Raw genomic sequence first — 24,308 nt, forward strand, 5'->3', positions numbered from 1 at the left:
CCCCGCTGCGTTAAAAGCGCGGCAGAAGCAGAAGAGAGGGTCGCACTGACAGTCGTTGATGTCGCGCCCTGACCGGCCTACTGGTCAGAAGCGAGAGCGGGCAGCCAGGTTTGCACAAACCGCTCCAGCGGCAGCGCTTCGGCATAGAGATAGCCCTGGCCGATATGAATACCCCGCGCCAGCAGCCAGTCGCGCTGCTCTGCGGTTTCTACCCCTTCAGCGATAACGTCGAGATCGGTGATTTCGGCGATGGCCGCCACGATGCGCACCATGGTGTCGTCATCCGGCAGCGCAGCGACAAAGCTGCGATCCATCTTCAGCTTGTTGACCGGCAGCGACTTGAACTGATGCAGGTAGTTCAGATTGGAGTAGCCCATGCCGAAATCGTCCAGCGCGACCGCGACGCCCACCGTCTGCAAAGAGCGCAGCAGCGCCATCGCCACTTCGGCATCGCCAATCTGCGCGGTTTCGGTAATCTCCAGCACGAAACTGCCGGGCGCGATCTGATGACGCTGCAGCAAGCCCTGCAGATGATTCACCATGCTGGCGTCGCGCAGCTGCACGGCGGAAATGTTGACGCTAAGCGGGATGAATATGCCGCGCTTCTGCCAGCCAGCGAGAATGCGGCACGCCTCTTCAAATACCCAGCGTCCGATGGCAGCGATGACGCCGATCTCCTCCGCGCTGGCGATAAACTCTTCCGAGAGGCCGTAGCTGCCGTCCGGCATGCGCATACGCAGCAGCGCCTCCGCACCCGCCAGTTCGCCGGTTTGCATATTGATCTGCGGCTGAAGAAACAGCCGGAACTGCTCATCCTGCAACCCCTGCAGAATGTCATGCTCCTGCGTCAGGCGCTTCTGCGCGCGCTCGGTAAGCGCCGCATCGAAAAAGAGGATCTGGTTTTTACCTGAATGACGCGCTGACATCATCGCCGAGGTAGCGCGATCGAGCTGCTCGTTGGCGGAGAGGCGCTCTTCGTCATACAGCGCAAGACCGATGCTGGCATTGGGCCGCAGCTGGAGCTGATGCAGCGTCACCGGCTGGTTAAGGCGGATCATCAGATTGCGCGCCAGGCGCATCGCGCGAAACGGGGTACTGGCGCGCTTCATCAGCAGCGCGAAGTCGCTCGGCCCGGTCTGCGCCAGCAGCGTATGATCGTCGATGGTGCTGCGTATCTTCTCGACCAGCGTCAGCATCAGGGTGTCGCGCTGCTCGTCGCTCAGCACGCCGTTGGCTTCCTGCAGCGTTTCGATGCGGATCACCATCAGCCCAAACCCTTTGCTGTGACTGCGCAGGTGCTGATCGACCAGCGCCAGAAAGAGCGCGCGGTTGGGCAGATCGGTCACGGCGTAATGGGTGGTCAGCCGGCTCATCTCGTCATGCACCGACTCCAGCACCTGCTGGTTGCGGTTATAGCTGCGGATCAGCATGCCGATCTCATCGTCACGGTGGCTGGCGGGCAGCGCCAGCTTGTGGGTGAGAATCGCCTGCGGCGGCAATTCCTGCAGCTCGCGTGAGATATTGCGCAGCGGATGGACCACCAGCCGGTTGATGCACCAGCTGATCGCCACCGACAGAATAAGCGCCAGCAGCAGATAGGTGGTGACCATAGTGGAGACGGTGCTGAGGATAAACTGATAAACGCGTGTGGAGTTGGCCTGCAGCACCAGATAGGCGAGCGGCTTGGGCGAAGCGCTGCTCTCGACCGAATAGAGCGGCACGGTGATCTGCACCGGCAGTTCGAACAGGCGAGTAATCAGCAGCGGGATCGGTTTTTCATTCTCGAAGCTGGCGTGCAGCGCCTGAAAGGCGTTAGGTAAAACCACGTCGGCACGCGAAAGGACGCCAGCAGGCTTCAGGGTTTGCAGAATGCGCTCGGCCTGGGCGATATCCGCTTTCAGTACCGCCTCGGAGAGCGGTTGCCGCACGGTATGCGCAATATTCTCCATCTGCTGGGCGTAGTCGATCCTGCGCTGTTGCACAAAATGAAACAGTTGAATGACGATAAAGACAGAGACGGTTATCAGCGCCACCGCAGATACCGTCGCCATTTGCTTTATCGTAAGTGAACGGCTGACGCGCAAAATCTTCTCCAGGCTAAAAAGCACAGCTATCAGACAGGAAAATGCGCAGCAAGTATATCCTGGAACTCACTTTTTTTACTGCCTGCCAGAGTCCGAGTTTTACACGACCCGACGATTATTTAAAATCTGCGTAAGGGGTAAGCGGCTCTGGCGGCATATCGAGATCGCCGTCCCAGCCGGCGGCAGAGTAGCGCACATAGAGCAGCCCGTGGCTCGGGGTATAGTCCTTCGCCTGTTGAATATCCACTCCTGCGCCGATAAACCAGTGCGGTGTAATACGGCGCTCGACGACGGCCTGTAAAGTATAGCCGACGCCACCTCCGCTGCTGCTCGCCGAGGTGGGATTACTCGCCAGCGTAAAGCCGGGGTTCACCGGATAGCGCTGCTGCGCGTCTGTTTTCGAATGCGACCAGGAGACCGAGCCGCCCAGATCGAACGACCAGTTTTCGGTGCGCTGCCGCCAGGTGACCGGCACGGAAAACGACAGATACTCTTGCGGGCTGTAGTAGCCGCCCTGGCCGAAGGTATAGCCGCTGAGATCTTTCTGGTAATGCCACAGCATGGAGTTGAACCCCACGGTGGCGCGCTGGTTATCGGTATTGATCAGCTTGTAGTAGTAGCCCGCCATCAGGCGCTCGCGGCTGTTGTCCGTGACGTTCTCGCCGGTGATCTGATGCGCGCTGATATCGGCCCAGACGCCGTGTGCGCCGCCGCGATCGTAGCTCAGCCCGACGCTGCCGCCGGTCGCCACCACGCCGCCCCAGGTTTTGCCGCCGTTGGCCGCCGGATCGCGCGCGCCCGCAAAGGCGAGCAGCGAGCTGGAAACAGGCCGCCGCGAGGCGGTGAGCGTCACGCCGACCTCTTTTACGTCGGTTTTCCAGCTCACCCCACCTACCCAGTTAGTGACCTCAAAGCCAAGCGGCGTCGTGCCGAGGTCGGCCGACCAGACATCGTTGCGCCAGCCGACGCCCAGCGCGGTGCCTTCATCGCGCTGGTTGGCGTAGCGGCTACAGCCGCCTGAGTTCGCATCGTCGCAGCTGCCAAAAGTCTCGTCAAAACTGCCGTTGCTGGTAGAGAACGTGCCTGCCGATACCTCAACGCGATCGAGTCGTAAAAAGCCGCGTCCGTCAGCAAGCGGCGTTTCCGCCTGCAGCATAGTGGTATGGGCGGTAAAGTCAGAAACGCCGCCGGTGCCCTTGTTACGCGAATAATCCTGCTCCAGCATCAGCGTGGTGTCCTGCTGGCGATAGAGATCGGCGGCGTCGCTGCGAATGCTGCGCTTCAGCCAGTCATCCTGCGCGTTATTGCGCGTCAGTCTGCTGATATTCTCGCCGTCGCCGATACCGCTGGCGACCATCGCCTGTCGGTAATCCGCCAGCGCGGCGTCGGGCTGCTGCTGCGTGCGCTCAAGCCGCGCTGCATCACGAAATACCAGTGCCTTATCCTGCGAAGGCGGCTGCGAGGCGGCGCGCTGCTTCAGACCCGCAAACTGCGCGGCGGCCTGCGTGACGTCGCCTGTCGCCTGCCACGCCAGCGCCACGCGGCGGTCGGCGTTCAGGCTGGCCTGCGCGGGCGGCAGCGCCTTTAACGCCGCGCGCGCCTCGCTGGTGCGGTTCAGCGCCACCAGCGCCTCGATACGCCCGAGCGACGCATCGCCGTTGTCGGCGTCCCGCGCAAGCACCTGTTGATAACTATCAAGCGCCTCTTGCGCATCGCCGCGCGCCAGCGCCCAGTCGGCCAGCGTCAAATCGCGGCGGCTCGAAGCAGGCTGCTGGCGCAACAGGGCGATGGCCTCTTTCTCCTGCCCTGCCGCGCGTAAATCCTCCGCATGCGCGAACAGCTTATTCTGCGTCAGGCGTTCAGCCAGCTCGCGCATATTGCTGCTCCACTGCGCCTCCGGCAAACGATGCAGCGCCGCCAGCGCCGCCTCGTCATCATCCTTGCCGGAGAGATAGAGTGCCGAAGCATAGAGTGCGTTGGCATCCTGCGGGCGCTGCTGCTGCAGCGCCGCCATAACGGCATCCGCCTGCTGCGGTGCGCCGCCGTTGCGCAGCGCGCCAGCCAGGCGATAGCTGAGCCAGACGTCGTCCGGCGACAGCGCCTGCGCCTGGCGATACTTCTCCGCCGCCTCTGACCAGCGGCTCTGCTGCGCCAGCGCGTCGGCCTCGGCGCGCAGGCTGTCGCTGCGCAGGGAACGAAGGGTATCGGCCAGCGCACGCTGCTGCGCGGCGGGCAGGCCGTTAATAAACTGCATCGCGCGCGCTGGCGACTGTGTCTGATAAAGCCCCGCCAGGCGGCGAACCGCAGTGGTATTGCTGGCGTCAAGACGCAGCGCGCGCTGCCATAACTGCTCGGCGCTCTGCGCATTGTTGCGCGCCATCGCCACGTCCCCAAGGCCGATCAGGGCATAACTGTCGGTATTATCCAGCGTCTGCGCGTCGCGATAGCGGCGCTCCGCGCCGTCGAGATCGTGCTGCGCCAGCGCCTTATCGCCTTCATCAATGGCCTGCCAGTAGCGGTTGGTTTGCAGCAGCGACTGCCACTTGCCCACCTGCGTGCTTTGCTGGCCTGCCTGAATCGCGCGCTCCAGCCAGAGGACAGCGGCGGCGCGATTGTTGGCGCGCGCCTGCGCCTGGCCCATCGCCCCCATCAGATCCGCATCGTTGGGATTAGCCTTTAGCGCGGCGCTCAGCGTCGCGATGGCGTCGGCGCCGCCGCCTGCGTCCACCAGCGCCAGCCCACGCATGCGTTCGCGATAAGCGGGATCGGCGAGCAGCGCCTGCTGTTTCGCCAGCGCGTCCAGCCCCTGCTTCTGCGCGTCGCCTTCAGTAAAGACGGAGAGGTACGTTTTCAGCTCTGCTACGCTGCTGTCGCTGACCGGCTGATTAGTGATCTGCTGCAGCCAGAGTTCCGCCGCCGCGTCGCGTCCGCCGTTGCTGCTCGCCAGTCGCTTCAGCTGCTCTACCGCCTGCGCCGTCTGCTGGCGATCGAACGCCATACGCGCGATTTGCAGCTCAACGCCGATATTGCCGGGGTAGCGCTGCTCCAGCGCCTGCAGCTGCTGATAAGCGACATCCTGCTGGCCCGGTATGCGCGCCAGCAGTCGCCAGTACTCCAGCGCGGTATTCGCATCGGGAAAGACGCCGTTGAACAGCGCGTCGTAGGCGCTTTTCGCTTCCGCGAGGCGGCCGGAGGTGGCGAACAGGCGCGCCTCCTGCAGCTTCTGCCGTCCCTCAGACGACATCAGCGCCAGACCCACGGCCGATTCGCGCGTTGCCGCCGAATCGGGCGCGACCTTTTTCAGCTGCTCCAGCAGCGTCTGCGCGGCGGCGACGTCGCCCTGATGCAGCGCCAGCCGCAAACGCGCCGCCAGCACCTGCGGATTATCGGGATCGATCTTCTCCAGCCGGTAGAGCGACTGCTGTACCAGATCATATTTGTTAGTCGACTCGCCGGTGCGGATCTGCGTCAGCAGCCAGTCCACCGGCGAGACCTCCGGGCCTGCGCCAGGCGCAGCCAGTCCCGGCAGCGTGCCTAACACACCGCTCAGCAGCAGGCTCGCCCGTAGCGCGTAAGCTTTATTCATCTTCATCATCAAGCAGACGGCGGCGGGTAATGATGCGCATCAGGCGCCAGGTCATCAGCGCAAACAGCACCACGACAAATACCGCGCAGAGCGCCAGCCAGAACGGATGCGTCGCCAGCATCGTCCATAAACGCTCCCACTAGGGGAGATGGCCGACGAAATAGTTACCGCCGACGCGCAGGCTGTTAACGCCCGACTCGCGGATAATGGCGGCGGAGCCGAAAATCGCGCCGCGCTTGCCGCTGTCAATCAGCGCATCGTTCAGTAGCTGCCAGGCGCGCGGACTGCCGTCCGCCAGCAGCGCGACCACGCTGCGCTGATCGTTAAACGGCGACTGGAAGCCGATAACCGTCGCCAGCGGACCGCGCGAACCGATGGCGGTGGTGCTCTCCACCGCGCGATCGCTGTCGCTAAGGCTGCCGCTATCGGTGGCCGCCTGGCGCACAGGCGTGTTGATCCAGCTTGCGGCAGCGTCGACCAGCGCGCTGATCCGACGGTCATCCTGCAGATCTTTCGGGATGTCGCCGATCATCAGCAGATCGGCGTCCTGATCCTTCGCCTTGCCCCAGTCGTCGGTAAACTGCACCCGCAACGCCGGATAGCCGGTTTGCGCGCCGATATTGCCCAGCGTGTTCAGCAGCGTACCAACCTGCTGCGCGTCGGGTTTCGGCTGCACCAGCACCAGGGTCTGCGCCAGATCGGCGTAGCGCGTGAAGGGGAAGCCCGCGCCAGCCCAGGCGCGCAGCGAAGGCATTTCGATATAGTGGCGGTAGCCGGAGAAATCGACGCTGGAGCTGTCATCCACCACCACATGATGGCTGACCGGCGTGACGGTTTCGCAGCGTCCGTCGGCCGTGCCGCCGATATAGGTGTTGGAGTAGTCGAAGTCGAAGCGCAGCTGATTCACCACGCCGAGACGCAGCGCCGGAATCGTCAGCTGGCGGCTGTTATCCTGCAATCCCTGCACCAGCGGGATATGCAGCAGCTGCTGACCGGCGGTGTTTTTCGGCGGCAGTGGGTAATCCTGAATGAACTGGTTATTCAGGTTGACCGCCAGCCGCGAGCCGTCTGCCTGAATCGGCGCGGTGTAGCGATAGCTTAAATCCATATCGATGCCGCGCGCGCGCACCAGAAACAGGTCGGGCGGCAGATTAAGCGTCAGGCTGACTGGATTCGGCTGCAGTCCGTCGGACTGCAGCTGGTTCTCATACTGCGTCAGTTCGGCGAAGGTGGTGCGTCGATCGGTACGCACCCAGTTCGGCGCGTCGTAGGCTTTGCGCGGCGCGAGCAGCTTCACGCTGTCGATAGTCGACGTATCGCCGCGCAGCAGCAGCTCGCCCTGCGCGATGCCCTGCACCGCTGTCAGCAGATCCTGATCGTTGCGCCCCAAAATCAGCAGCATCTTTTCGTAAGGATTGTCGGGCTGGCTGACGATCTCCACCGTGGGTTTGGTCACCGGCGGCAGATCTTTCAGAAAGTCCGGGCGAGCATCATTGGTGGCGAAGACAACGGCATGCTGCTGCTGCGGCAGCTGATTGTAGAGCACCGGGAAGTTCTGGCCGCGCCATGCGGCTTTGCTGCCGAACCAGGAGGCGAGTATCGCGGCGGCGCGCTGCTGCGTCACGTCCGGCTGCGCGGCAAAGACGACCGGCAGCGTCAGCGGACGCTTGTCGCGCGCGTCGAAGAACGGCTCCGGAAAGTGCGACAGGTCGTTTTTCAGCGGCAGCTTTTGCAGCGTTAAATCGATGCCGCTCTCTTTACCGATATCGAGCCAGATGGTGCTGTTGGCCGGGTTTTCGCAGACGTTGGCGTAATGACCAACCAGCTCAAAGCGCACGCGGTTGAAGTCGGTGATAAAGCGCGGATCGACCGCCAGCTGGGTTTGATTCTCTTTGCCGAGCTGCTCCGGCGTCACGGTGATAACGCCGATCAGTTCGTCGTTGAGGTAAACCTTAAGCTGCGACAGCGTCGGCAACAGCGCGGGCGAAGGACGATAGCTGAGGTTAAGCAGCGCACGCGTCACCACCTCGTCGCTGCGCACGCCGAACTCAATCTGACCGTTCGGCTGCGTGCCGCGTAGCGTCATGCTGCCCGGCGGCGGCGCCAGCTGGGTAAAGTCGAGCTGGCTGTCGCGCAGCGGCGCGGCGGGGTCCTGCGGCGCGGCCTGAACCGGCGCCGGGTCGGCGGCGTTCGCTGGCGCGGCGTCCTGCGCAGCGGCGCAGCTCAGCGTTGCGGTGCCCAGCAGCAGGGCGGTAAACCAACCGTTCACTCTCGTCATCGTCATATCATCAACTCAATACGTTTTTTGAAGCGGGCCCACGTCCGATGCCTTGCGGCAACAGCGAGGCCAGCCAGCTCACCCCAGCGGTAAGCAGGTTAAACAGCCGACGTAACTGCGGCGGACCATATTCCGCCAGGCGCAGATAGCCTTTAAAGCCGAGGATCATGATGTCGGCGAGACTCTGCACCGGTTTATCTTCCGGGAAACCGTCCTGCCACAGCGCCCAGGTATCGGCGCGGGCGAAGGTGCACTGGATAAATTCGATGTGCTGCTGGGTCGTAAGCTGATGCAGGCGAATACCGGCGCGCAGGCCAAAAACGCGCTGTACGCGGCAGGGAAAGCTGAACTCCTGCTGCCCGCGGCGCAGCAGCAGCCAGACCTTTTCATCTTCCTTCAGCGCATTCGACTCGCGCAGCTCGACACCGACACCGCCGTCGGAGTAGTCGCGCAGCGTACAGGGCAGCATATGCCCGTCTTCGCGGGCAATGGCGGCTGGCATAGCGATCTCCACGCGGTGCGCCTCGCGGATCTGCCGCGCCTCGACGGAAACCGCCACCGCGCCGCCGAGGATCACCATGTTGTAGACGACCCAGACCAGGCTCACCCACACCGTCAGCACTTCATTGGCCGGGCCGTTGTGCATGCGCCAGAACGCCATCGCGACGCCCGCCAGGTTGAGCAGCACCAGGAACATATAGGGTTTAGTGATCACCCAGTCGAGATGATGCTCCTCGACCAGACCGCCTTTCGCCGTGACGTTGAATTTGCCCTTATGCGGATTAAACAGAGCCACGGTGGTCGGCCGGGCGATATACCAGGCCAGCACGGTTTCATACACTTCGCTCCAGAAGGAGTGACGCCAGCGTCCCTGAATGCGCGAGTTGGTCAGGCTGGTGTGTAGCATATGCGGCAAAACGTAGATGGCGATCGCCAGCGCGGGCGCGTAGATGATGTAAGCGTGGCAGAGCAGAAACGCCAGCGGCGCCAGCAGGAAGATGAGCCGCGGAATGCCGGAAAGAAAGTGCAGCATGGCGTTGGCGTAGCAGAGACGCTGTACCCACTTCAGCCCCTTGCCGAATAAGGGGTTATCGAGACGGAAAATCTGCACCATACCGCGCGCCCAGCGGATGCGCTGGCCGATATGCGCCGACAGGCTTTCGGTTGCCAGTCCCGCCGCCTGCGGAATGCGGATATAGGCTGAGGCGTAGCCGCGCCGGTGCAGACGCAGCGACGTGTGCGCATCTTCAGTAACGGTCTCTACTGCAATGCCGCCGATCTCATCCAGCGCGCTGCGGCGCAGCACGGCGCAGGAGCCGCAGAAGAAAGTGGCGTCCCAGGTATCGTTGCCATCCTGCACCAGGCCATAAAACAGCGAGCCTTCGTTCGGCGTGCGGCGGAAGCGGCCCAGGTTGCGCTCAAAGGGATCGGGCGAGAAGAAGTGGTGCGGCGTCTGCAGCATCGCCAGCTTCGGATCCTTAATAAACCAGCCGATGGTCATCTGCAGGAAGGCGCGCGTCGGCACATGGTCGCAGTCGAAAATCGACACAAATTCACTGCGGCAGCGCGTTTTCAGCGCGTGGTTGATGTTGCCCGCCTTGGCGTGTTCATGCGTCGGACGCACCACATAGTTAACGCCGACGCTGGCGGCGAATTCGCGGAACTCTTCGCGGCTGCCGTCGTCAAGCAGGAAGATATTGAGCCGGTCTTTCGGCCAGTCGATGCCCATCGCCGCATAGATGGTCGGCTTGACGACGCTGAGCGGCTCGTTATAGGTCGGTACCAGCAGATCGACGCTCGGCCATTGATCGAGCGTCGTCGGCATCGAGACCGGCTGGCGGTTAAGCGGCCAGAGAGTCTGGAAATAGCCCAGCACCAGCACCACCCAGGCGTAGGTTTCCGCGGCAATCAGCAGCAGGCCGAACACCAGGCTGAGCGGATCGTCCCAGTTTAACGTCGAGGTGTAACGCCACCACAAATAGCGGCAGGAGACAGTCAGCGACAGCACAATCAGCATCATGGTGGGGAAGCGGCCCGGCACGCGCCGTACCAGCATTGCCAGGCACCAGAGCAGCACCACAAAGATAAACTGTGTCATCAACCCGAACGGCTGACTGATACAAAGCAGCGCCAGTAGCGAGGCGAACAGCGCCGCACCGATAAAGATCAGGCGACGCGTTAACGGCGATAACCGCTGCAGCCGCTGCTCAATACGTTCGTCGACATTGCCCGTCTGCGCGCGCGCGGAGAGCGTATCAAGCCATTGATAACCGCGCTGACGCCAGCGAAACAGCGGCTGGAAGGCTTTAAAGCGCTGCCGCTCGCTGCGGCCGCTCTCATCCTGCGGCAGGGTAATGACCAGCCATAGCGTCTGCACCAGATAGCGAAGAATGTCTAACGGACGCGGCCGTTCCGGCGAGATATGCGGATAGAGACGACGGCGATCCTGAATAATGCGCTGCCAGCCCGGCGTTTCAAAACGTAGCAGCGCCCAGCCCAGCGTACACCAGAGCAGATTCAGGCCGCTGGCGAAGCGGGAGGCCCCCTTGTCGCGCGCCGTGGCATAGCGCACACGCAGCGCCTGCCAGACCGGCGCGGTCAGCAGCCAGCGCAGCGGATTCATGGACGCGCTCCGTTCAGATGGAGCAGCAGCCAGTTCGCCAGCGTCGTGATCTCTTCGCTGACCAGCGCGTGCGGACGGTACTCCCCTACCGGCTGCTTCATCATCAGCGCTTCCGCCAGCGCTTCATCACGGTGGACTAACAGCGGGATCAGGTTGTTCAACGACGCGACCCACAGCTGATGGAGATCCTGCTGCAGACGGCTGTTGGCGTTGAACTGATTAATAATAAAGTGCGTATGCGGCGTAAAGCGCTGCTGATGCAGGCGCAGATGACAGTTGGCGTCCGGCGTCAGTACGCGCAGCACGCCGTCGAGTTGTTCATAAAGCGTTTCATGCCAGGGCAGCAAATCGGCCGGAAGGTCAAAAATCAACCACTTATAGCGACTGTTCAGATCCGGCAGCGCATCAAGCAGCGGCGCGGCGACCGCGGCCTCCTGGCGCAGCAAAGTAAAGTCCTGCTGATGAGAAAGCGAGCCGTGCGGCAGCAGATCAGGACCATGGGGATAGCGCAGCGCGGTTGCCTGCCAGGCGTCACCGCGGCGCAGCGCCTGCATCCAGCCGTTTTCCGGCAGCGCGGGCAGGTTGAAGTGCGCGCCAAGCTGGCTGGACGGAGAGCCGTCGATCAGCAGCACGCTTTCTCCGAGTGCCGTCAGCGCCCAGCCGAGCGCCGCGCAAAGGGAAGTTGCGCCCGTTCCGCCGCGTACGCCTTGCAGCGCGATCAGCGGCATTAGCGCGTACGTCCCGGCCTGTCGCCCGCCGTTTCAGCCAGCAGCGGCCAGCGCGCCACGATGTTCGTCAGGCGCTCTTCACGGGCGATATCGATATAGCGAAAAGCCTGCAGAGAAAAAGCATCGCGCAAGGCGCTAATATCATCCTGACGTTGGCCGTCGGACGCGACCAGAGTATAAGCATTTTCATTTTTCATTACTTTTCGCCACGGATAAAACAAGGTCGGGTATAAGGCGGTTATATTCACGCGGGAGTTAAATCGACTCCGTCTGAATCGGCGCGATGATAGATCAATGCGAACCCGTCTGTCATAACGTATTTTTAAATTTCTTTGGTTGCATCCTGCCCCGTCTATAATAAGCTAGCCTGGACTGAACAAATCGCGAATTCAATATGAAAAATTCCTTTGCGCTGGGGCTGTTGCAGGTTCAGCCTGAATTAACGGTATTGCAAACGCCCGGCTGTTATTGGGTAACCTGCGCGCGTCATGAAGACGCGCGCGCTTTTATTCGGCAGGCGATCCTGGCGCAGCAATCCGTCACCCTTATCAGCGCAGACGAAAAACCACACGATCTCTTGACGCCGGACCCTGCAGGCGGTCCAGATCGTATTCCGTTGTTTTCTCTGCCTAAAAATAAAAGCAGTTTGCTGCGTCTGGAGAGCGACTTTACCCGTAAGCTCAGCAGTAAAAACGGACTGGTGATTTTTAACAGCAGCGCGGCGCAGTGGGATAAACTTGACGAGGCGGAGTTAACCTCCTGGATAAAGCGTATGCGTCGGGTGCTGAATAAAAAGCAGATGACGCTTTTAATGGTCACGTCAGGCGCAACGATAATTAACCTGCGTAATAATCTTCAGCGTTATTTTCGCCAGCTGGACGGCGTGGCTCATTTAACATTTCAACAGGATAGCTGGCAGTATCGAATTAACTGGTGGTACGCCGGCGATCGGCTGCTCGCTGACCGCGCCATTCGACTTGACTGCAAAGACGATCGTTTTTACGCCGTAAATGAAAATGAAAAGCAGGAGCCGCTCAGCCTTAACGATGAGCAACATTATCTTGCGGAGAAAATAGTGCTGGAGGGCGCGCCGCCGCTTTCGCGTCAGTGGCAGCTCTTTGACGATAATGAACAGGTCTTTTTCCGCGCGCAGCAGGCGAGCGCCGCGACGGTGATTTTCAGCCTGACCCGCAGCGACTATATCGGCGAGCTGGCGAAAATGGTGCACAGCCTGCGCCGCGCGCGCGGCAACGGCTTAAAAATCGTGGTGCGCGAGATGGGCACCAGCCTGCGCTACAGCGATGAACGCCTGCTGCTGGCGTGCGGCGTCAGCGCCATCGTGCCGACCAGCGCGACCATGTCGCGCTTTCTGACGACGCTGGAAGGTCTGCAGGGTCAGGTATTCAACCGCCGCGTGCCTGCCAACCTGGATGCGCTGACCGCCGCGCTGCAACCGCTGCAGGAGAAAGGCTATCTGCGCCTCGACGCCTTCTGTCAGGCGGTAGGACAGCTGATCGGCAATACGCTGCTGCCGGAGAACGATAAAGGTTTGCTGGTGGCGCTGCGCCCGGTGCCGCAGCTCAAACCGCAGCAGGTGTTGACTCTGTGCAAACCGCGACGCTTCGGCGATCTGGTCACGGTGCTGGACGATCGTGTCATTCTGTTTCTCTCTTCCTGCCGCTATAACGATCTTGATAAGGCGCTGAAATTTATCTTTTCGCTGCCGCACGACGAGCTTTTCGCTAACCGACTGGTCTGGTTTGAGGACAATCAAATTCTTGCGGAAATCAACAACATAAAAAATCTGACGCCCAATGCGCTGCAGGACATTACACCCGAGCTTCAGCCAACGCAGCCCGCCGCAGAACCGGTTGAAACCCGCGAGCGCCCCACGCCGCAGCCCATCATTTTACTGGCGGAGAGTAAAACCCGATGAACCTGATGGACTGGTTGCAAATCGCGCTCTTAATTCTGGTTATTTTATTGTTTTTAAAGCCGTTATATCGGCAATGGCTGCCGCGTCGCTGGAACGGCATGTTGAATCGCCTGCTGCCCGCCCGTGCGCTGAAGTCTGAAGGTCACTGGCAGCGTAAATCCTCGAAAAAGGATGCAAATCATTAATGAATAACGATCAATCCACTTCCGCTCACTCTTCCCGCTTATGGTCTTACTGGCGCGGGCTGGGCGGCTGGAACTTCTACTTTCTGCTTAAGTTCGGTCTGTTGTGGTACGGCTACCTCAATTTCCACGCGTTGAGCAACCTGATATTCCTGGCCTGGCTGCTGTTCCCGCTGCCCTCGCCGCGTCTGCATCGCCTTCGCAGCTGGATATCGCTTCCCATCGGCTTCGGCCTGTTCTGGCACGATACCTGGCTGCCGGGCATAGAGAGTATCCTTAGCCAGGGCAACCAGGTGGCGGGCTTCTCCGGTGCCTATCTGCTCGATCTGGTTAATCGCTTCATTAACTGGCAGATGATCGGTGCCGCCTTTGTGCTGCTGGTGCTCTATCTGTTTATCTCGCAGTGGGTACGCGTGACGGTGCTGGTCTCCCTGATGCTGATCTGGCTTAACGTGCTGACTATCGCCGGTCCCGCGCTGTCGCTGTTGCCAACCAAAGCCGCCACGCCAGAGGTGGTGCTGAACCAGACGCCTGCCGCCGGTCAGCCACAGGCCGCCAGCGCGCCGGACGGGCTTGACCAGTCGGCGCCGCCCACCAGCGCTAATCTTACCGCCTGGCTGAACCGCTTTTACGACAGCGAACGCAAGCGTGTGACCCATTTTCCCGACAGCCTGCCTGCGGATTCGCAGCCGTTCGATATTCTGGTGGTAAATATCTGTTCGCTCGCCTGGTCGGATATGGACGTCTCACAGCTGCGCAGCCATCCGCTGTGGCAGCACTTTGATATCGTGCTGAACAACTACAACTCCGCTACCGGCTACAGCGGCCCGGCGGGCATTCGTCTGCTGCGCGCCAGCTGCGGCCAGACCTCGCACAGCGATCTCTATAAGCCGACTGACGCGCGGTGTTATCTGTTTGATAATCTGGCCAGGCTGGGCTTTAAAGAGCAGCTGATGATGGATCACACCGGCGTGTTTGGTAACTATCTGAAGGAACTGCGCGACGACGGCAATATTCAGGCGCCGCTGATGTCGCAGGCGGGTATTGCGCCGGAGCTGACCTCGTTCGACGGCTCGCCGGTGTTCAACGATGCACAGCTGATGCAGCGCTGGCTTGACGATCGCAGCAAGAGCAGCGACGCGCGCAGCGCCACGTTCTATAACCTGATCCCGCTGCATGACGGCACGCGCGATCTGGGCAGCACCCAAACCGCGCCGTGGAAGCCGCGTGCACAGGTGCTGTTCGATCAGCTTGATGCCTTCCTGACGAATCTTGAGAAGTCGGGACGACGCGTGATGGTGCTGGTGGTGCCGGAGCATGGCGCGGCGCTGCAGGGTGACAAGATGCAGATGTCTGGCCTGCGCGATATTCCCAGCCCGAGCATTACTCACGTGCCGGTTGGCATTAAGTTTGTCGGCATGAAAGCGCCGCATCAGGGCCAGCCGTTAACCATCGATACGCCGGCCAGCCTGCTGGCGATTTCCGAGCTGGTTTCCCGCGTAGTGGACGGTCAGGTATTTAACGCGCCGAACGTGAATATGTCGGTGCTGGCGGACAAACTGCCGCAGACGCCGGTTGTCTCGGAGAATGACAATGCCGTGGTGATGATGTATCAGGGCAAGCCCTGGATCCGGTTGAACGGTGGCGACTGGGTGGCTTATCCGCAGTAAGCGGGTTTCGCCCGCCTGGTTTGCATGGCGTTCGCTGCGCGAACGGCTGGCGTTGTGCAGGTTCCGCCCGCCAGGCGTCGGGGAATTTCAGCAGCTGCGCTGCCGGCGTGCGTATTAAGGGGCTTGCCAGCCCCTTAACAATCCCGGCTTCCGGCAGCCTCCACGCCGCGCTATGCGCGGTCCCTTCGTTGCTTACGTCAGCCTTACGGACCGCGCGGATTCGCCGTCCTGGCTCATGCCGCGCTCTCGCCGACTTCCTGTCGGCTCGTCCTGGCCGCCGTGCGCGCCTCAGCGTGTCGGATGCCTCTGTCACACCCTCGCCTGTGAGTTCTCATTTTTTTATAAACGGCTGCGTTGTCTGTATGCAGGATGCGCGCTTGCAGCGATAAGATTGCGTCTTCTGGAGTCAGGACTCTTCGTCCTCGCCGCCGCGCACGCCTCAGCGTGTCGGATGCCTCTGTCAGACCCCCTGCCTGTGATTTCTCTTTTTATAAATGGTCGCGTCGTCTGATCGCGCTTATAGCGATAAGGCCGTTGGTAAAAACACAGAACTTGCAGCAGGGGTTGTGAGGGCCATCGCAGCCGCTGAGCGGAGGAGGGATTTCAGGACGAGCGGCAGGGATGCCGCGAAGAGGCTGGCATGAGCCAGGGAGGGCGAATCCAGCCGGTCCGTCAGAAATCCTGACGAAGCGAAGGGACCCGCGCAGCGGGCGGCGGAGCTGGCCCAGGGCGCGGGTGCAGGGCCGCCGCCTTGCGGCCCTGCTCGGTCGCCCGCAGAGGGCGGGATGAAACTGCCCGGCTGTTGGGCGAACGAAACCTGCACTGAAGCCCCCCGTCTGTCGTGCGAACGAAACCTGCACCAAAGCTCCCCCCACTGTTAAGCGAGCGAAACCCGCACCGGGGTTTAACAGCAGCAAAAACCCTCTGCTCAACGCCCGCTCGCGCAGCGAAGCCAGAGCCCCTGCGCAGCAGGCAAACGCTCAGCGCTTCTCCTGCAATGCCTGCCACACCAGCAGCTGCAAACTGGCGGAAAAGTAGTTCTGGTCCGGCGCAAGCCGGTCGCTGATATACCCCGTCTCGTTCAGCGTTAAATCCCGGATAGCCAGCAAGCCGCCGTCGAGGTGGTAAGGCGCGTTGTTGTTGCCCATGACATCGAACCAGGCGGGCGTCGTCAGGCGACCGTAACGCTGCCAGACGTTTTGAAACGGCACCAGACGCAGGCTTTGCGGGTCGTACCACCAGATGTTGAGCGGCACGCGAATCGCATCGTAGCTGAAGCGGCTGGAGTAGCCCACCGCTGGCGCGACCGAGCCGTCAGCATTCAGCGCCACCCAGTCGAGCGGCAGGCCCGTTTTGCCGAAATGCATCGCGCCCAGCAGATCCATGCCGTTATCAATCAAGGCGTTCCACACCTTGAGATGGCTGTGGTCGGCAAAGGTGCGCCAGGCCTCGAAAAGAAAATAAGAGGGGTTCAGCACGACATAGCTGGTCTTGTTGAAACCCTGCGCGCCCGGCAGCATCACCGTATGGCCCGCGAAGGTCACCACGTTATGCTTCACGATGGCGTGCTGAATCCGATCCGACGCCTGCTGATAGGTCTGCGAAGACCACTTATCGGCTGCGCGCTGCAGCGCCCAGGCAATAAGCACGTCGCCGTCGGAAGCGTTGTTCTTGTCCGCTACCGGATCGCTCACGTTCGGCGTATAGCGCCAGTAGAAGAGATCGTTTTGCGTATTCAACAGATGCTGGCGCGTCCAGCTCCACAGCTTATCGAACGTGGCGCGATCGTCATTCGCCACCGCCAGCAGCATGCCATAGCCCTGCCCTTCTGTATGGCTGACGTTATTGTTGGCGTTGTCGACAATACGTCCTTCCGGGGTTAAAAAGCGGCTCTTGAAGGTGCTCCAGCCGTCAGCCGAAGCCTGTGCGCTTACCATCATCACCATGAAAAAAATCACCCATCTCAGCCAGGCTGGCTTTGTCATGTCGTCGCTCCGTTAATACCGATAGTGCAGCGTATTGCCGTCGTTAAAATCCTGCGTCACCGCGACCGCCGTCCGCAGAAAGGGCATGAAGCTTCAGCAGAATTGCCGCATCTTGCGGCTGTAGCTGAACGAAACCCCAGCTAAAGCGGGCCAGCTGTAAATTCATGTCGCGCTCCCGATCCTGCGCGGTACGCGCGTCAGGCAAAGGATAGCGCGCCGCCAGCGATTCGCCCATGCTGTAGAGGAATGGCTCTGTCTCTGCTCTGTCCGCGTTTGCGCGCATCCCTTCCATCATCATGCTGACCAGATCGAACCAGCCAGGTTGATGCGTGTGATCATCAGCGAGACCGACGTCATGGTGAAATCGAAACGCTTGTCGCAAGATGGAAGCAGCCGCTCACGTCAGCGACGGTAAACGTTTATCGCTGCGGCTGGGGCTGCATCAGATGGAGTGAAGGATTTGGCAGTAAAAAGGCTCCTTACGGAGCCTCTGTTTTAAACGATCCCTTCCGCCGCGCCGACCGGCTGATTTTCATCCTGGTCGACGGCGAAGCAGGCGATCTGCTGATCGCCGTAGCGCTTCAGTTTCGGCTGTAGCTGTACGCAGGTACCGAAACGGCGGCGGCAGCGCGCATTAAAAGCGCAACCCGGCGGCGGGCTGAGCGGGCTGGGCAGTTCGCCGGTCAGCTTGATGCGCTCGCGCCGATCGTCCGGGTTAAGGCGCGGCGTGGCTGACAGCAGCGCCTGAGTATAAGGATGGCGCGGATTGTTGAAGATCGCCTCTTTGCTGCCTTTCTCAACGCAGCGGCCCAGATACATCACCATGACCTCGTCCGCGATATGCTCCACCACTGAGAGATCGTGCGAGATAAAGACGTAGGACAAGCCCATCTCCTGCTGCAAATCCATCATCAGGTTAAGCACCTGCGCGCGCACGGAGACGTCGAGCGCCGAGACCGGTTCATCGGCGATCAGTACGTCGGGTTCGAGCATCAGCCCGCGGGCGATAGCGATACGCTGACGCTGGCCGCCAGAGAACATATGCGGATAGCGATCGTAATGCTCGGTTTTCAGGCCGACCTTCGCCATCATCTCCAGCGTCTTCTCTTTACGCTCCGCCTTGCTCAGCGCGGTGTTAATCAGTAGCGGCTCCTCAAGGATCTGGCTGACTTTTTTGCGCGGATTGAGCGAACCGTAGGGGTTCTGGAACACAATCTGGATTTTCTGACGGCGCAGCGCCTGCGCCTGCGGATCGTGCTTCAGCAGATCCTGACCATGCCAGTAGAGCTGGCCTTCGGTCGGCGTTTCGATCATGGTCAGCAGGCGGCCGAGCGTCGATTTACCGCAGCCGGATTCGCCAACGACCGCCAGCGTTTTACCGCGCTCCAGATTAAAGGAGACGCCATCCAGCGCTTTCACCAGGCGCTGCTGGCCAAACAGGCCTTTCTTCACCGGGTAGTGTTTTTTCAGGTCAATCGCCTGTAGCAGGTACTCCTGCCTGGTATTATCAAGACTCATAGGTTGGTCTCCCGGCATCATCCAGCGGATAGTGACATTTGGACTGACGCCCCGGAATGTCGCGTAAGGCAGGTTCTTCTTTACGGCAGCGATCGGTGGCGTACGGACAGCGCGGATTCAACAGGCAGCCGACCGGACGGTCATATTTACCCGGCACGACGCCCGGCAGCGACGCCAGACGCGCTTTGTCGGCGGCGAATTCCGGCAGCGCGCGCAGCAGCGCCTGGGTATAGGGATGGCGCGGCGCCTTGAAAATATCGTTCGCCTTGCCGCTCTCTACAACCTGTCCGGCATACATCACGATAATGTGATGCGCGGCTTCCGCCACCAGCGCCAGATCGTGCGTAATCAGGATCAGCGCCATGTTCTCCTGCTGCTGCAGCTCAAGCAGCAGTTCGATAATCTGCGCCTGGATGGTCACGTCCAGCGCCGTGGTTGGCTCATCGGCAATCAGCAGCTTAGGCCGACAGGCGATCGCCATGGCGATCATCACGCGCTGGCTCATACCACCCGACAGCTGGTGCGGATAGACATCCAGACGCGATGCCGGATCGGGGATGCCGACCTGCGTCAGCAGATCGATTGCGCGCTGACGGCGGGTACGCCGGTTGCCGCCCTGATGCACCTTAATCGCTTCCATAATCTGGTAGCCGACGGTGTAGCAAGGGTTAAGGCTGGTCATCGGATCCTGGAAAATCATCGCCACTTCTGCGCCCACCAGCTGACGGCGCTCTTTCTCGGAGATGCGTTTCAGGTCGCGCTGGTTAAACTCCAGCTTCTCCGCCATCACTTTGCCGGGAAAATCGATCAGGCCCATAATCGCCAGCGAGCTGACTGATTTGCCGGAGCCGGACTCGCCGACGATCCCCACGACCTGTCCCTGCTCGACCTGATAGCTGATGCGGTCGACCGCGCGGAACGGTGCCTTATCGTCGCCGAAATGCACCGATAATTTATCTACATTTAATAACGCCATCTCGGTGCCTCTTACTGCTTGAGTTTCGGGTCGAGGGCGTCGCGTAAGCCATCGCCCATCAGGTTAAAGGCCAGTACGGTGAGCAGAATAACCAGTCCAGGGAAGGTCACTACCCACCAGGCGCTTTGCGCATACTGCAATACGTCGGAGAGCATGGTGCCCCACTCCGGCGTCGGCGGCTGCGCACCCATACCGAGAAAGCCCAACGCCGCCATGTCGAGAATGGCGTTGGAGAAGCCCAGCGACGCCTGCACGATCAGCGGTGCCAGACAGTTAGGCAGAATATTGACGAACATCTGACGCAGCATGCCCGCGCCCGCCACACTGGACGCAGTAACGTAGTCGCGGTTTACCTCAACCAGCACTGCGGCGCGGGTAAGACGGATATAGTGCGGCAGCGCGACAAAAGTCAGCGCGATGGAGGCGTTAACGATCGACGGACCGAAGATCGCCACCAGCACCAGCGCCAGCAGCAGACTCGGCAGCGCCAGCATAATATCCACCACGCGCATGATGATGCCGTCTACCACGCCGCCGAGGTAGCCCGCCAGCAGGCCGAACACGACGCCGAGGATCAGCGACAGCACCACCACCATACAGCCCACCAGCAGCGACAGACGCGCGCCGTACATCAGACGCGACAGCACATCGCGGCCCACATCGTCGGTGCCGAGGATATAGCTCCAGCTACCGCCTTCCTGCCAGACCGGCGGATGCAGCAGCGCATCGCGGAACTGCTCTGCAGGCGCATGCGGCGCCAGCGCGCCGGCGAAAATGGCGATCAGCAGCATCAGGACCACATAGACCAGGCCGATGACCGCGCCCTTATTGCGTTTAAAATAGTGCCAGAACTCCTGGATGGGGGTCATCGGCTTAGGTGCAGCGGCTACGCTTGCGGGATCAACAACAGACATGACGCCCCCTTATTTTTTATGTCGTATGCGCGGGTTGACCACGCCGTACAGCAGATCAACCAGCAGGTTGACCAGGATAATCAGCACCGCAGTCAGCAGCACGCCGCCCTGCACTACCGGATAGTCGCGGCGTTGCAGCGCTTCGATCAGCCAGCGGCCGAGGCCCGGCCACGAGAAGATGGTTTCCGTCAGGATGGCGCCCGCCAACAGCGTGCCGACCTGCAGTCCAATCACCGTGACCACCGGCAGCATGGCGTTACGCAGCGCATGAACGACGATAACGCGCATCCGCGTCAGGCCTTTCGCGCGCGCGGTGCGGATATAATCTTCGCCCAGCACTTCCAGCATCGCCGAACGCGTCATACGTACAATCACCGCCAGCGGAATGGTGCCGAGCACGATAGCGGGCAGGATCATATGCATCACCGCATCCTTGAAATCGCCCGCCTCGCCCCAGAAGAAGGTATCGATCAGCATAAAGCCGGTGAGCGGATTGCTGTCGTCCAGGAACACGGTATCGCTGACGCGTCCGGAAACCGGCGTCAGGTTAAGCTGCACCGATACCAGCATAATCAGCATGATGCCCCACCAGAAAATCGGCATGGAGTAGCCGGTCAGGGAGATGCCGACCGCGGTATGGTCAAAGATGGAGCCGCGCTTCACCGCCGCGAGAACGCCGACCGGGATACCCACGGCGACGGCGAAGATCATGGCGCAGATGCCCAGTTCCAGCGTGGCTTTAAAGCGCGGTACGAACTCATCCCACACCGGGATGCGGCTCTTGAGCGAAATGCCCAGATCGCCATGCAGCACGCCGTAAATGTAGTGAACGTACTGTTTCCACAGCGGCTGGTCGAGGCCAAAGGCCGCCATCAGCTGAGCGTGGCGCTCCGGGGAGATCCCGCGCTCGCCCGCCATGATCAGCACTGGATCGCCGGGGATCATATGCACGAACGCGAAGGTCAACAGGGTAATGCCGATAAATGTCGGGATGACAAGTCCCAGACGTCGGAGTATGAACTGCAGCATAAGCCGGATTCTCAGTCTTTTCCCGCCGCGATAAGCGGCAGGATCTATTGCTCACAACTCGCGCTCGAGGAAATCCTCGGACGCGACGCAAAGTGCGTTTAACCGTCATCTCTCGCTGTGCAGGCGCGATAACCCTTTTCCGACGCTTACCGGGGTAAATGTCGGAGACTGGTCGGCTCGCCGCTTTCCTGCAGCGCGAAGATGTTGGGTTTTATTCGAAGAAGTTAGCCGAAAATGTGCGTCGACTGAGCGGGCAAGCACCCGCTCAGGGGCCGAACAGGTCGGCCCGGACCGCAGGCGTTATTCCTGGATATCGACGTTTTCGAAGTGGTGTTTGCCTAACGGATCGACCACGTAGCCAGAGACTTTTTTGCTCACCGGCTCATACACCGTAGAGTGCGCGATAATCAGCGCCGGCGCCTGGTCATGCATCACAACCTGCGCCTGCTTATAAAGCTCAATACGTTTATTGTGGTCCGATTCGGCACGAGCCGGCTGGATCAGATCTTCAAACGGCTTATAGCACCAGCGCGAGTAGTTAGAGCCATCTTTTGCCGCCGCGCAGCTAAACAGCGTGGCGAAGAAGTTGTCCGGATCCCCGTTGTCGCCGGTCCAGCCCATCATCACCGACTGGTGTTCGCCCGCTTTCGCGCGCTTCAGGTATTCACCCCACTCGTAGGTCACGATTTTGGCTTTCACGCCGATCTTCGCCCAGTCAGCCTGAACCATTTCCGCCATACGGCGCGCGTTCGGGTTGTAAGGACGCTGAACCGGCATCGCCCACAGGTCGATAGAGAAGCCATCCGGCAGGCCCGCTTCTTTCAGCAGCGCTTTGGCTTTTGCCGGATCGTAAGCGTAGTCCTGTATCGCGTCGTTATAGCCCCACATGGTCGGCGGGATCAGGTTTTTCGCGGCCTGGCCTGCGCCCTGATAAACGGCATCGATAATGGCTTGTTTGTTTACCGCCATGGTCAGCGCCTGGCGCACCTTGACGTTATCCATCGGCTTCTTCTCGGTGTTAAACGAGAGATAGCCAACGTTCAGGCCCGGCTGCTCCATCAGGTTGATTTTGGTGTCTTTCTTCATGCTGGCGATGTCGGCCGGGTTCGGGTACGGCATCACCTGGCATTCGCCCTTCTGCAGCTTGGCGTAGCGTACGGAAGCGTCCGGCGTAATAGAGAAGACCAGACGATCGATTTTCGGCTTCGTGCCCCAGAAATCCGGGTTGGCCTTATACAGAATGCGTGAGTCTTTCTGGTACTGCTGCAGCACGAACGGGCCGGTGCCGACCGGGTTCAGGTCCAGCTTCTCCGGCGTACCCGCTTTCTGCATCTTGTCTGCATACTCTTTCGACAGAATCGATGCGAAGTCCATGCCGAGGTCAGCCAGGAACGGCGCTTCTGGACGCGTCAGCGTAAAGCGAACGGTATAGTCGTCGACTTTCTCGACTTTGCCGATCAGCTTCGGCATATCCATGCCTTCGAAATATTCGTAGCTGCCGCCGGAGACGTTATGGTAGGCGTTGTTTTTATCCAGCTGACGCTCGAAAGAGAAGATCACATCGTCAGCGTTGAACTCACGCGATGGCTTAAACTCTTTGGTGGTCTGCCACTTTACGCCTTTGCGCAGGTGGAACGTGTAGGTTTTGCCGTCATCGCTGATATCCCACTTCTCCGCCAGACCAGGCTGCAGCTCGGTGGTGCCGGTTTTGAACTCAACCAGACGGTTATAGATCGGCACGGAGCTGGCGTCGTAGGTCGTACCTGAAGTGAACAGCTGCGGGTTAAAACCTTCCGGCGAGCCTTCTGAACAGTAAACGAGGGTTTTTGCCTGAACACCTGCGGCGACGGTCATAGCAATCAGGCTCAGACCGACCTTCAGCATCCTGGATTTGGCCAGGGAGTTGATCATGCTTTTACTCCATTGTGATGTGTTGTTGTGTGTATTGCCCGACCTCTGTTTTTTTTATGCGGTTCAGGCAGACCACTGATGTGGTCGAAAGTGCGGAGCGGTTCTTGTTGTGTTTTTCCGACGCCGTAGAAACTGCCGGATCACGCCGCTTCTGCAACTTTATTGACGCATCAATTTGTCAACAGTTGCAAAGAACGTCAATACAGCCGCGAGTTATTTACACAGAGTGTGAGGAATAGCAAGCAACGGTAAAAAAAAGCCTTCGCCGCTAATTGCCGGATATTGCACAGCGCTTTTACCTGCATAACCATATATCCCACTAATTCGGACGATAATTGACAGTGATTCTCACCGCTAAAAAACATAAGCGCTAACCCGATAAATGTTGAATAACTGAACGATTTAGCGTGCGTTATCGCGTCCAGGCAGTGGAAAATGCTAGGTCGCAGGCATAAGAAATTGGCATGACAATAAAAAAGGTCATAAGAAAAACGTGATGCGAAATAAGCGTCTGGGCCTGTTGCAGCGGGCGATACCCTACTAAAAGCGGGAATAATCAGATTGATCAGGCCTGAATGTCGACAAAGGTTTATTTCAGCGGGTTTCCAGTAAAACGGTGAGAAACAGCTGAATCCAGCAGAGGCAATATTATGTCAGGAAATCGACGACGATATTTTTCTACGCGACCTGTTAACGCCTCATAAAAACTTATGCGAATAACGGCTTTATTGTGCTTATTTTTGATAAGCCGAGCGGCGTATTAAAAGGTTAACAGGGATAAAAAAGCAAAGCGTCTCGCCTCAGGGGCGAAACGGCAGGAGCATATTTGAATAACGCACAGTGTTGTCACGCAAAACAGAGCATCCGTTTTAAAAAAGACGAAAAAAA

General features: G+C 60.0%; 14 protein-coding genes and 2 pseudogenes. 3 read left to right on the forward strand and 13 right to left on the reverse strand.

Annotated elements, in window-relative coordinates:
* Window positions 1–77: 77 nt before the first annotated feature.
* The 6 genes and pseudogenes from hmsP to bcsR form a co-directional block, all read right to left on the reverse strand.
* Entirely contained in the window at window positions 78–2,084 is a 2,007-nt protein-coding gene (gene hmsP / locus D7S44_RS20310; protein ID WP_179256449.1) for a biofilm formation regulator HmsP, read from the reverse strand.
* A gap of 115 nt (window positions 2,085–2,199) precedes the next feature.
* Window positions 2,200–5,670: a cellulose synthase complex outer membrane protein BcsC gene (bcsC, locus tag D7S44_RS20315; RefSeq protein ID WP_120457986.1), complete on the reverse strand. Its 3,471-nt coding sequence runs from the start codon at window positions 5,668–5,670 to the stop codon at window positions 2,200–2,202.
* A pseudogene (bcsB, locus tag D7S44_RS20320) lies at window positions 5,663–7,948 on the reverse strand (cellulose biosynthesis cyclic di-GMP-binding regulatory protein BcsB). The gene bcsC and the pseudogene bcsB overlap by 8 nt, the downstream one beginning before the upstream one ends.
* 10 nt (window positions 7,949–7,958) lie before the next feature.
* Window positions 7,959–10,571, reverse strand: a complete 2,613-nt coding sequence (bcsA, locus tag D7S44_RS20325; RefSeq protein WP_120457988.1) for a UDP-forming cellulose synthase catalytic subunit — start codon at window positions 10,569–10,571, stop codon at window positions 7,959–7,961.
* The gene (bcsQ, locus tag D7S44_RS20330; protein WP_120457990.1) at window positions 10,568–11,299 is read right to left on the reverse strand and encodes a cellulose biosynthesis protein BcsQ; all 732 of its coding nucleotides are present in this window, start codon (window positions 11,297–11,299) and stop codon (window positions 10,568–10,570) included. Before bcsQ ends, bcsA begins: the two co-directional genes overlap by 4 nt.
* Window positions 11,299–11,496, reverse strand: coding sequence for a cellulose biosynthesis protein BcsR (gene bcsR / locus D7S44_RS20335; RefSeq protein ID WP_120457991.1), 198 nt, complete (start codon window positions 11,494–11,496; stop codon window positions 11,299–11,301). Before bcsR ends, bcsQ begins: the two co-directional genes overlap by 1 nt.
* 197 nt (window positions 11,497–11,693) lie before the next feature.
* Here bcsR and bcsE point away from each other — a divergent pair, with 197 nt between their 5' ends.
* The 3 genes from bcsE to bcsG are packed head-to-tail and all read left to right on the forward strand — an operon-like array spanning window position 11,694 to window position 15,087.
* Window positions 11,694–13,235 (forward strand): cellulose biosynthesis protein BcsE, encoded by a 1,542-nt coding sequence (gene bcsE, locus D7S44_RS20340; protein WP_120457993.1) that lies wholly within the window; start codon window positions 11,694–11,696, stop codon window positions 13,233–13,235.
* A complete protein-coding gene (gene bcsF / locus D7S44_RS20345) occupies window positions 13,232–13,420 on the forward strand; it encodes a cellulose biosynthesis protein BcsF (protein ID WP_120457995.1) in 189 nt (62 codons plus the stop codon). The genes bcsE and bcsF overlap by 4 nt, the downstream gene beginning before the upstream one ends.
* The gene (bcsG, locus tag D7S44_RS20350) at window positions 13,420–15,087 is read left to right on the forward strand and encodes a cellulose biosynthesis protein BcsG (RefSeq protein WP_120457997.1); all 1,668 of its coding nucleotides are present in this window, start codon (window positions 13,420–13,422) and stop codon (window positions 15,085–15,087) included. Before bcsF ends, bcsG begins: the two co-directional genes overlap by 1 nt.
* A gap of 980 nt (window positions 15,088–16,067) precedes the next feature.
* On the opposite strand, the gene D7S44_RS20355 is transcribed toward bcsG, so the two are convergent.
* The 7 genes and pseudogenes from D7S44_RS20355 to dppA form a co-directional block, all read right to left on the reverse strand.
* The gene (locus tag D7S44_RS20355) at window positions 16,068–17,072 is read right to left on the reverse strand and encodes a family 8 glycosyl hydrolase (protein ID WP_120457999.1); all 1,005 of its coding nucleotides are present in this window, start codon (window positions 17,070–17,072) and stop codon (window positions 16,068–16,070) included.
* 67 nt (window positions 17,073–17,139) lie between these two features.
* A pseudogene (bcsD, locus tag D7S44_RS20360) lies at window positions 17,140–17,370 on the reverse strand (cellulose biosynthesis protein BcsD); the annotation flags it as partial.
* A gap of 197 nt (window positions 17,371–17,567) precedes the next feature.
* A complete protein-coding gene (gene dppF / locus D7S44_RS20365; protein WP_120458001.1) occupies window positions 17,568–18,590 on the reverse strand; it encodes a dipeptide ABC transporter ATP-binding subunit DppF in 1,023 nt (340 codons plus the stop codon).
* Window positions 18,580–19,566: a dipeptide ABC transporter ATP-binding protein gene (gene dppD / locus D7S44_RS20370; protein ID WP_120458003.1), complete on the reverse strand. Its 987-nt coding sequence runs from the start codon at window positions 19,564–19,566 to the stop codon at window positions 18,580–18,582. The genes dppF and dppD overlap by 11 nt, the downstream gene beginning before the upstream one ends.
* An 11-nt stretch (window positions 19,567–19,577) precedes the next feature.
* Complete coding sequence (dppC, locus tag D7S44_RS20375) at window positions 19,578–20,480, reverse strand: dipeptide ABC transporter permease DppC (RefSeq protein WP_120458004.1); 903 nt, start codon at window positions 20,478–20,480, stop codon at window positions 19,578–19,580.
* 9 nt (window positions 20,481–20,489) lie between these two features.
* A complete protein-coding gene (gene dppB, locus D7S44_RS20380) occupies window positions 20,490–21,509 on the reverse strand; it encodes a dipeptide ABC transporter permease DppB (protein WP_033754467.1) in 1,020 nt (339 codons plus the stop codon).
* Window positions 21,510–21,809: 300 nt separating this feature from the next.
* Window positions 21,810–23,420, reverse strand: a complete 1,611-nt coding sequence (dppA, locus tag D7S44_RS20385) for a dipeptide ABC transporter periplasmic-binding protein DppA (RefSeq protein WP_120458006.1) — start codon at window positions 23,418–23,420, stop codon at window positions 21,810–21,812.
* Window positions 23,421–24,308 lie beyond the last annotated feature (888 nt).

The organism is Pantoea piersonii (assembly GCF_003612015.1).
Classification (GTDB): domain Bacteria; phylum Pseudomonadota; class Gammaproteobacteria; order Enterobacterales; family Enterobacteriaceae; genus Pantoea; species Pantoea piersonii.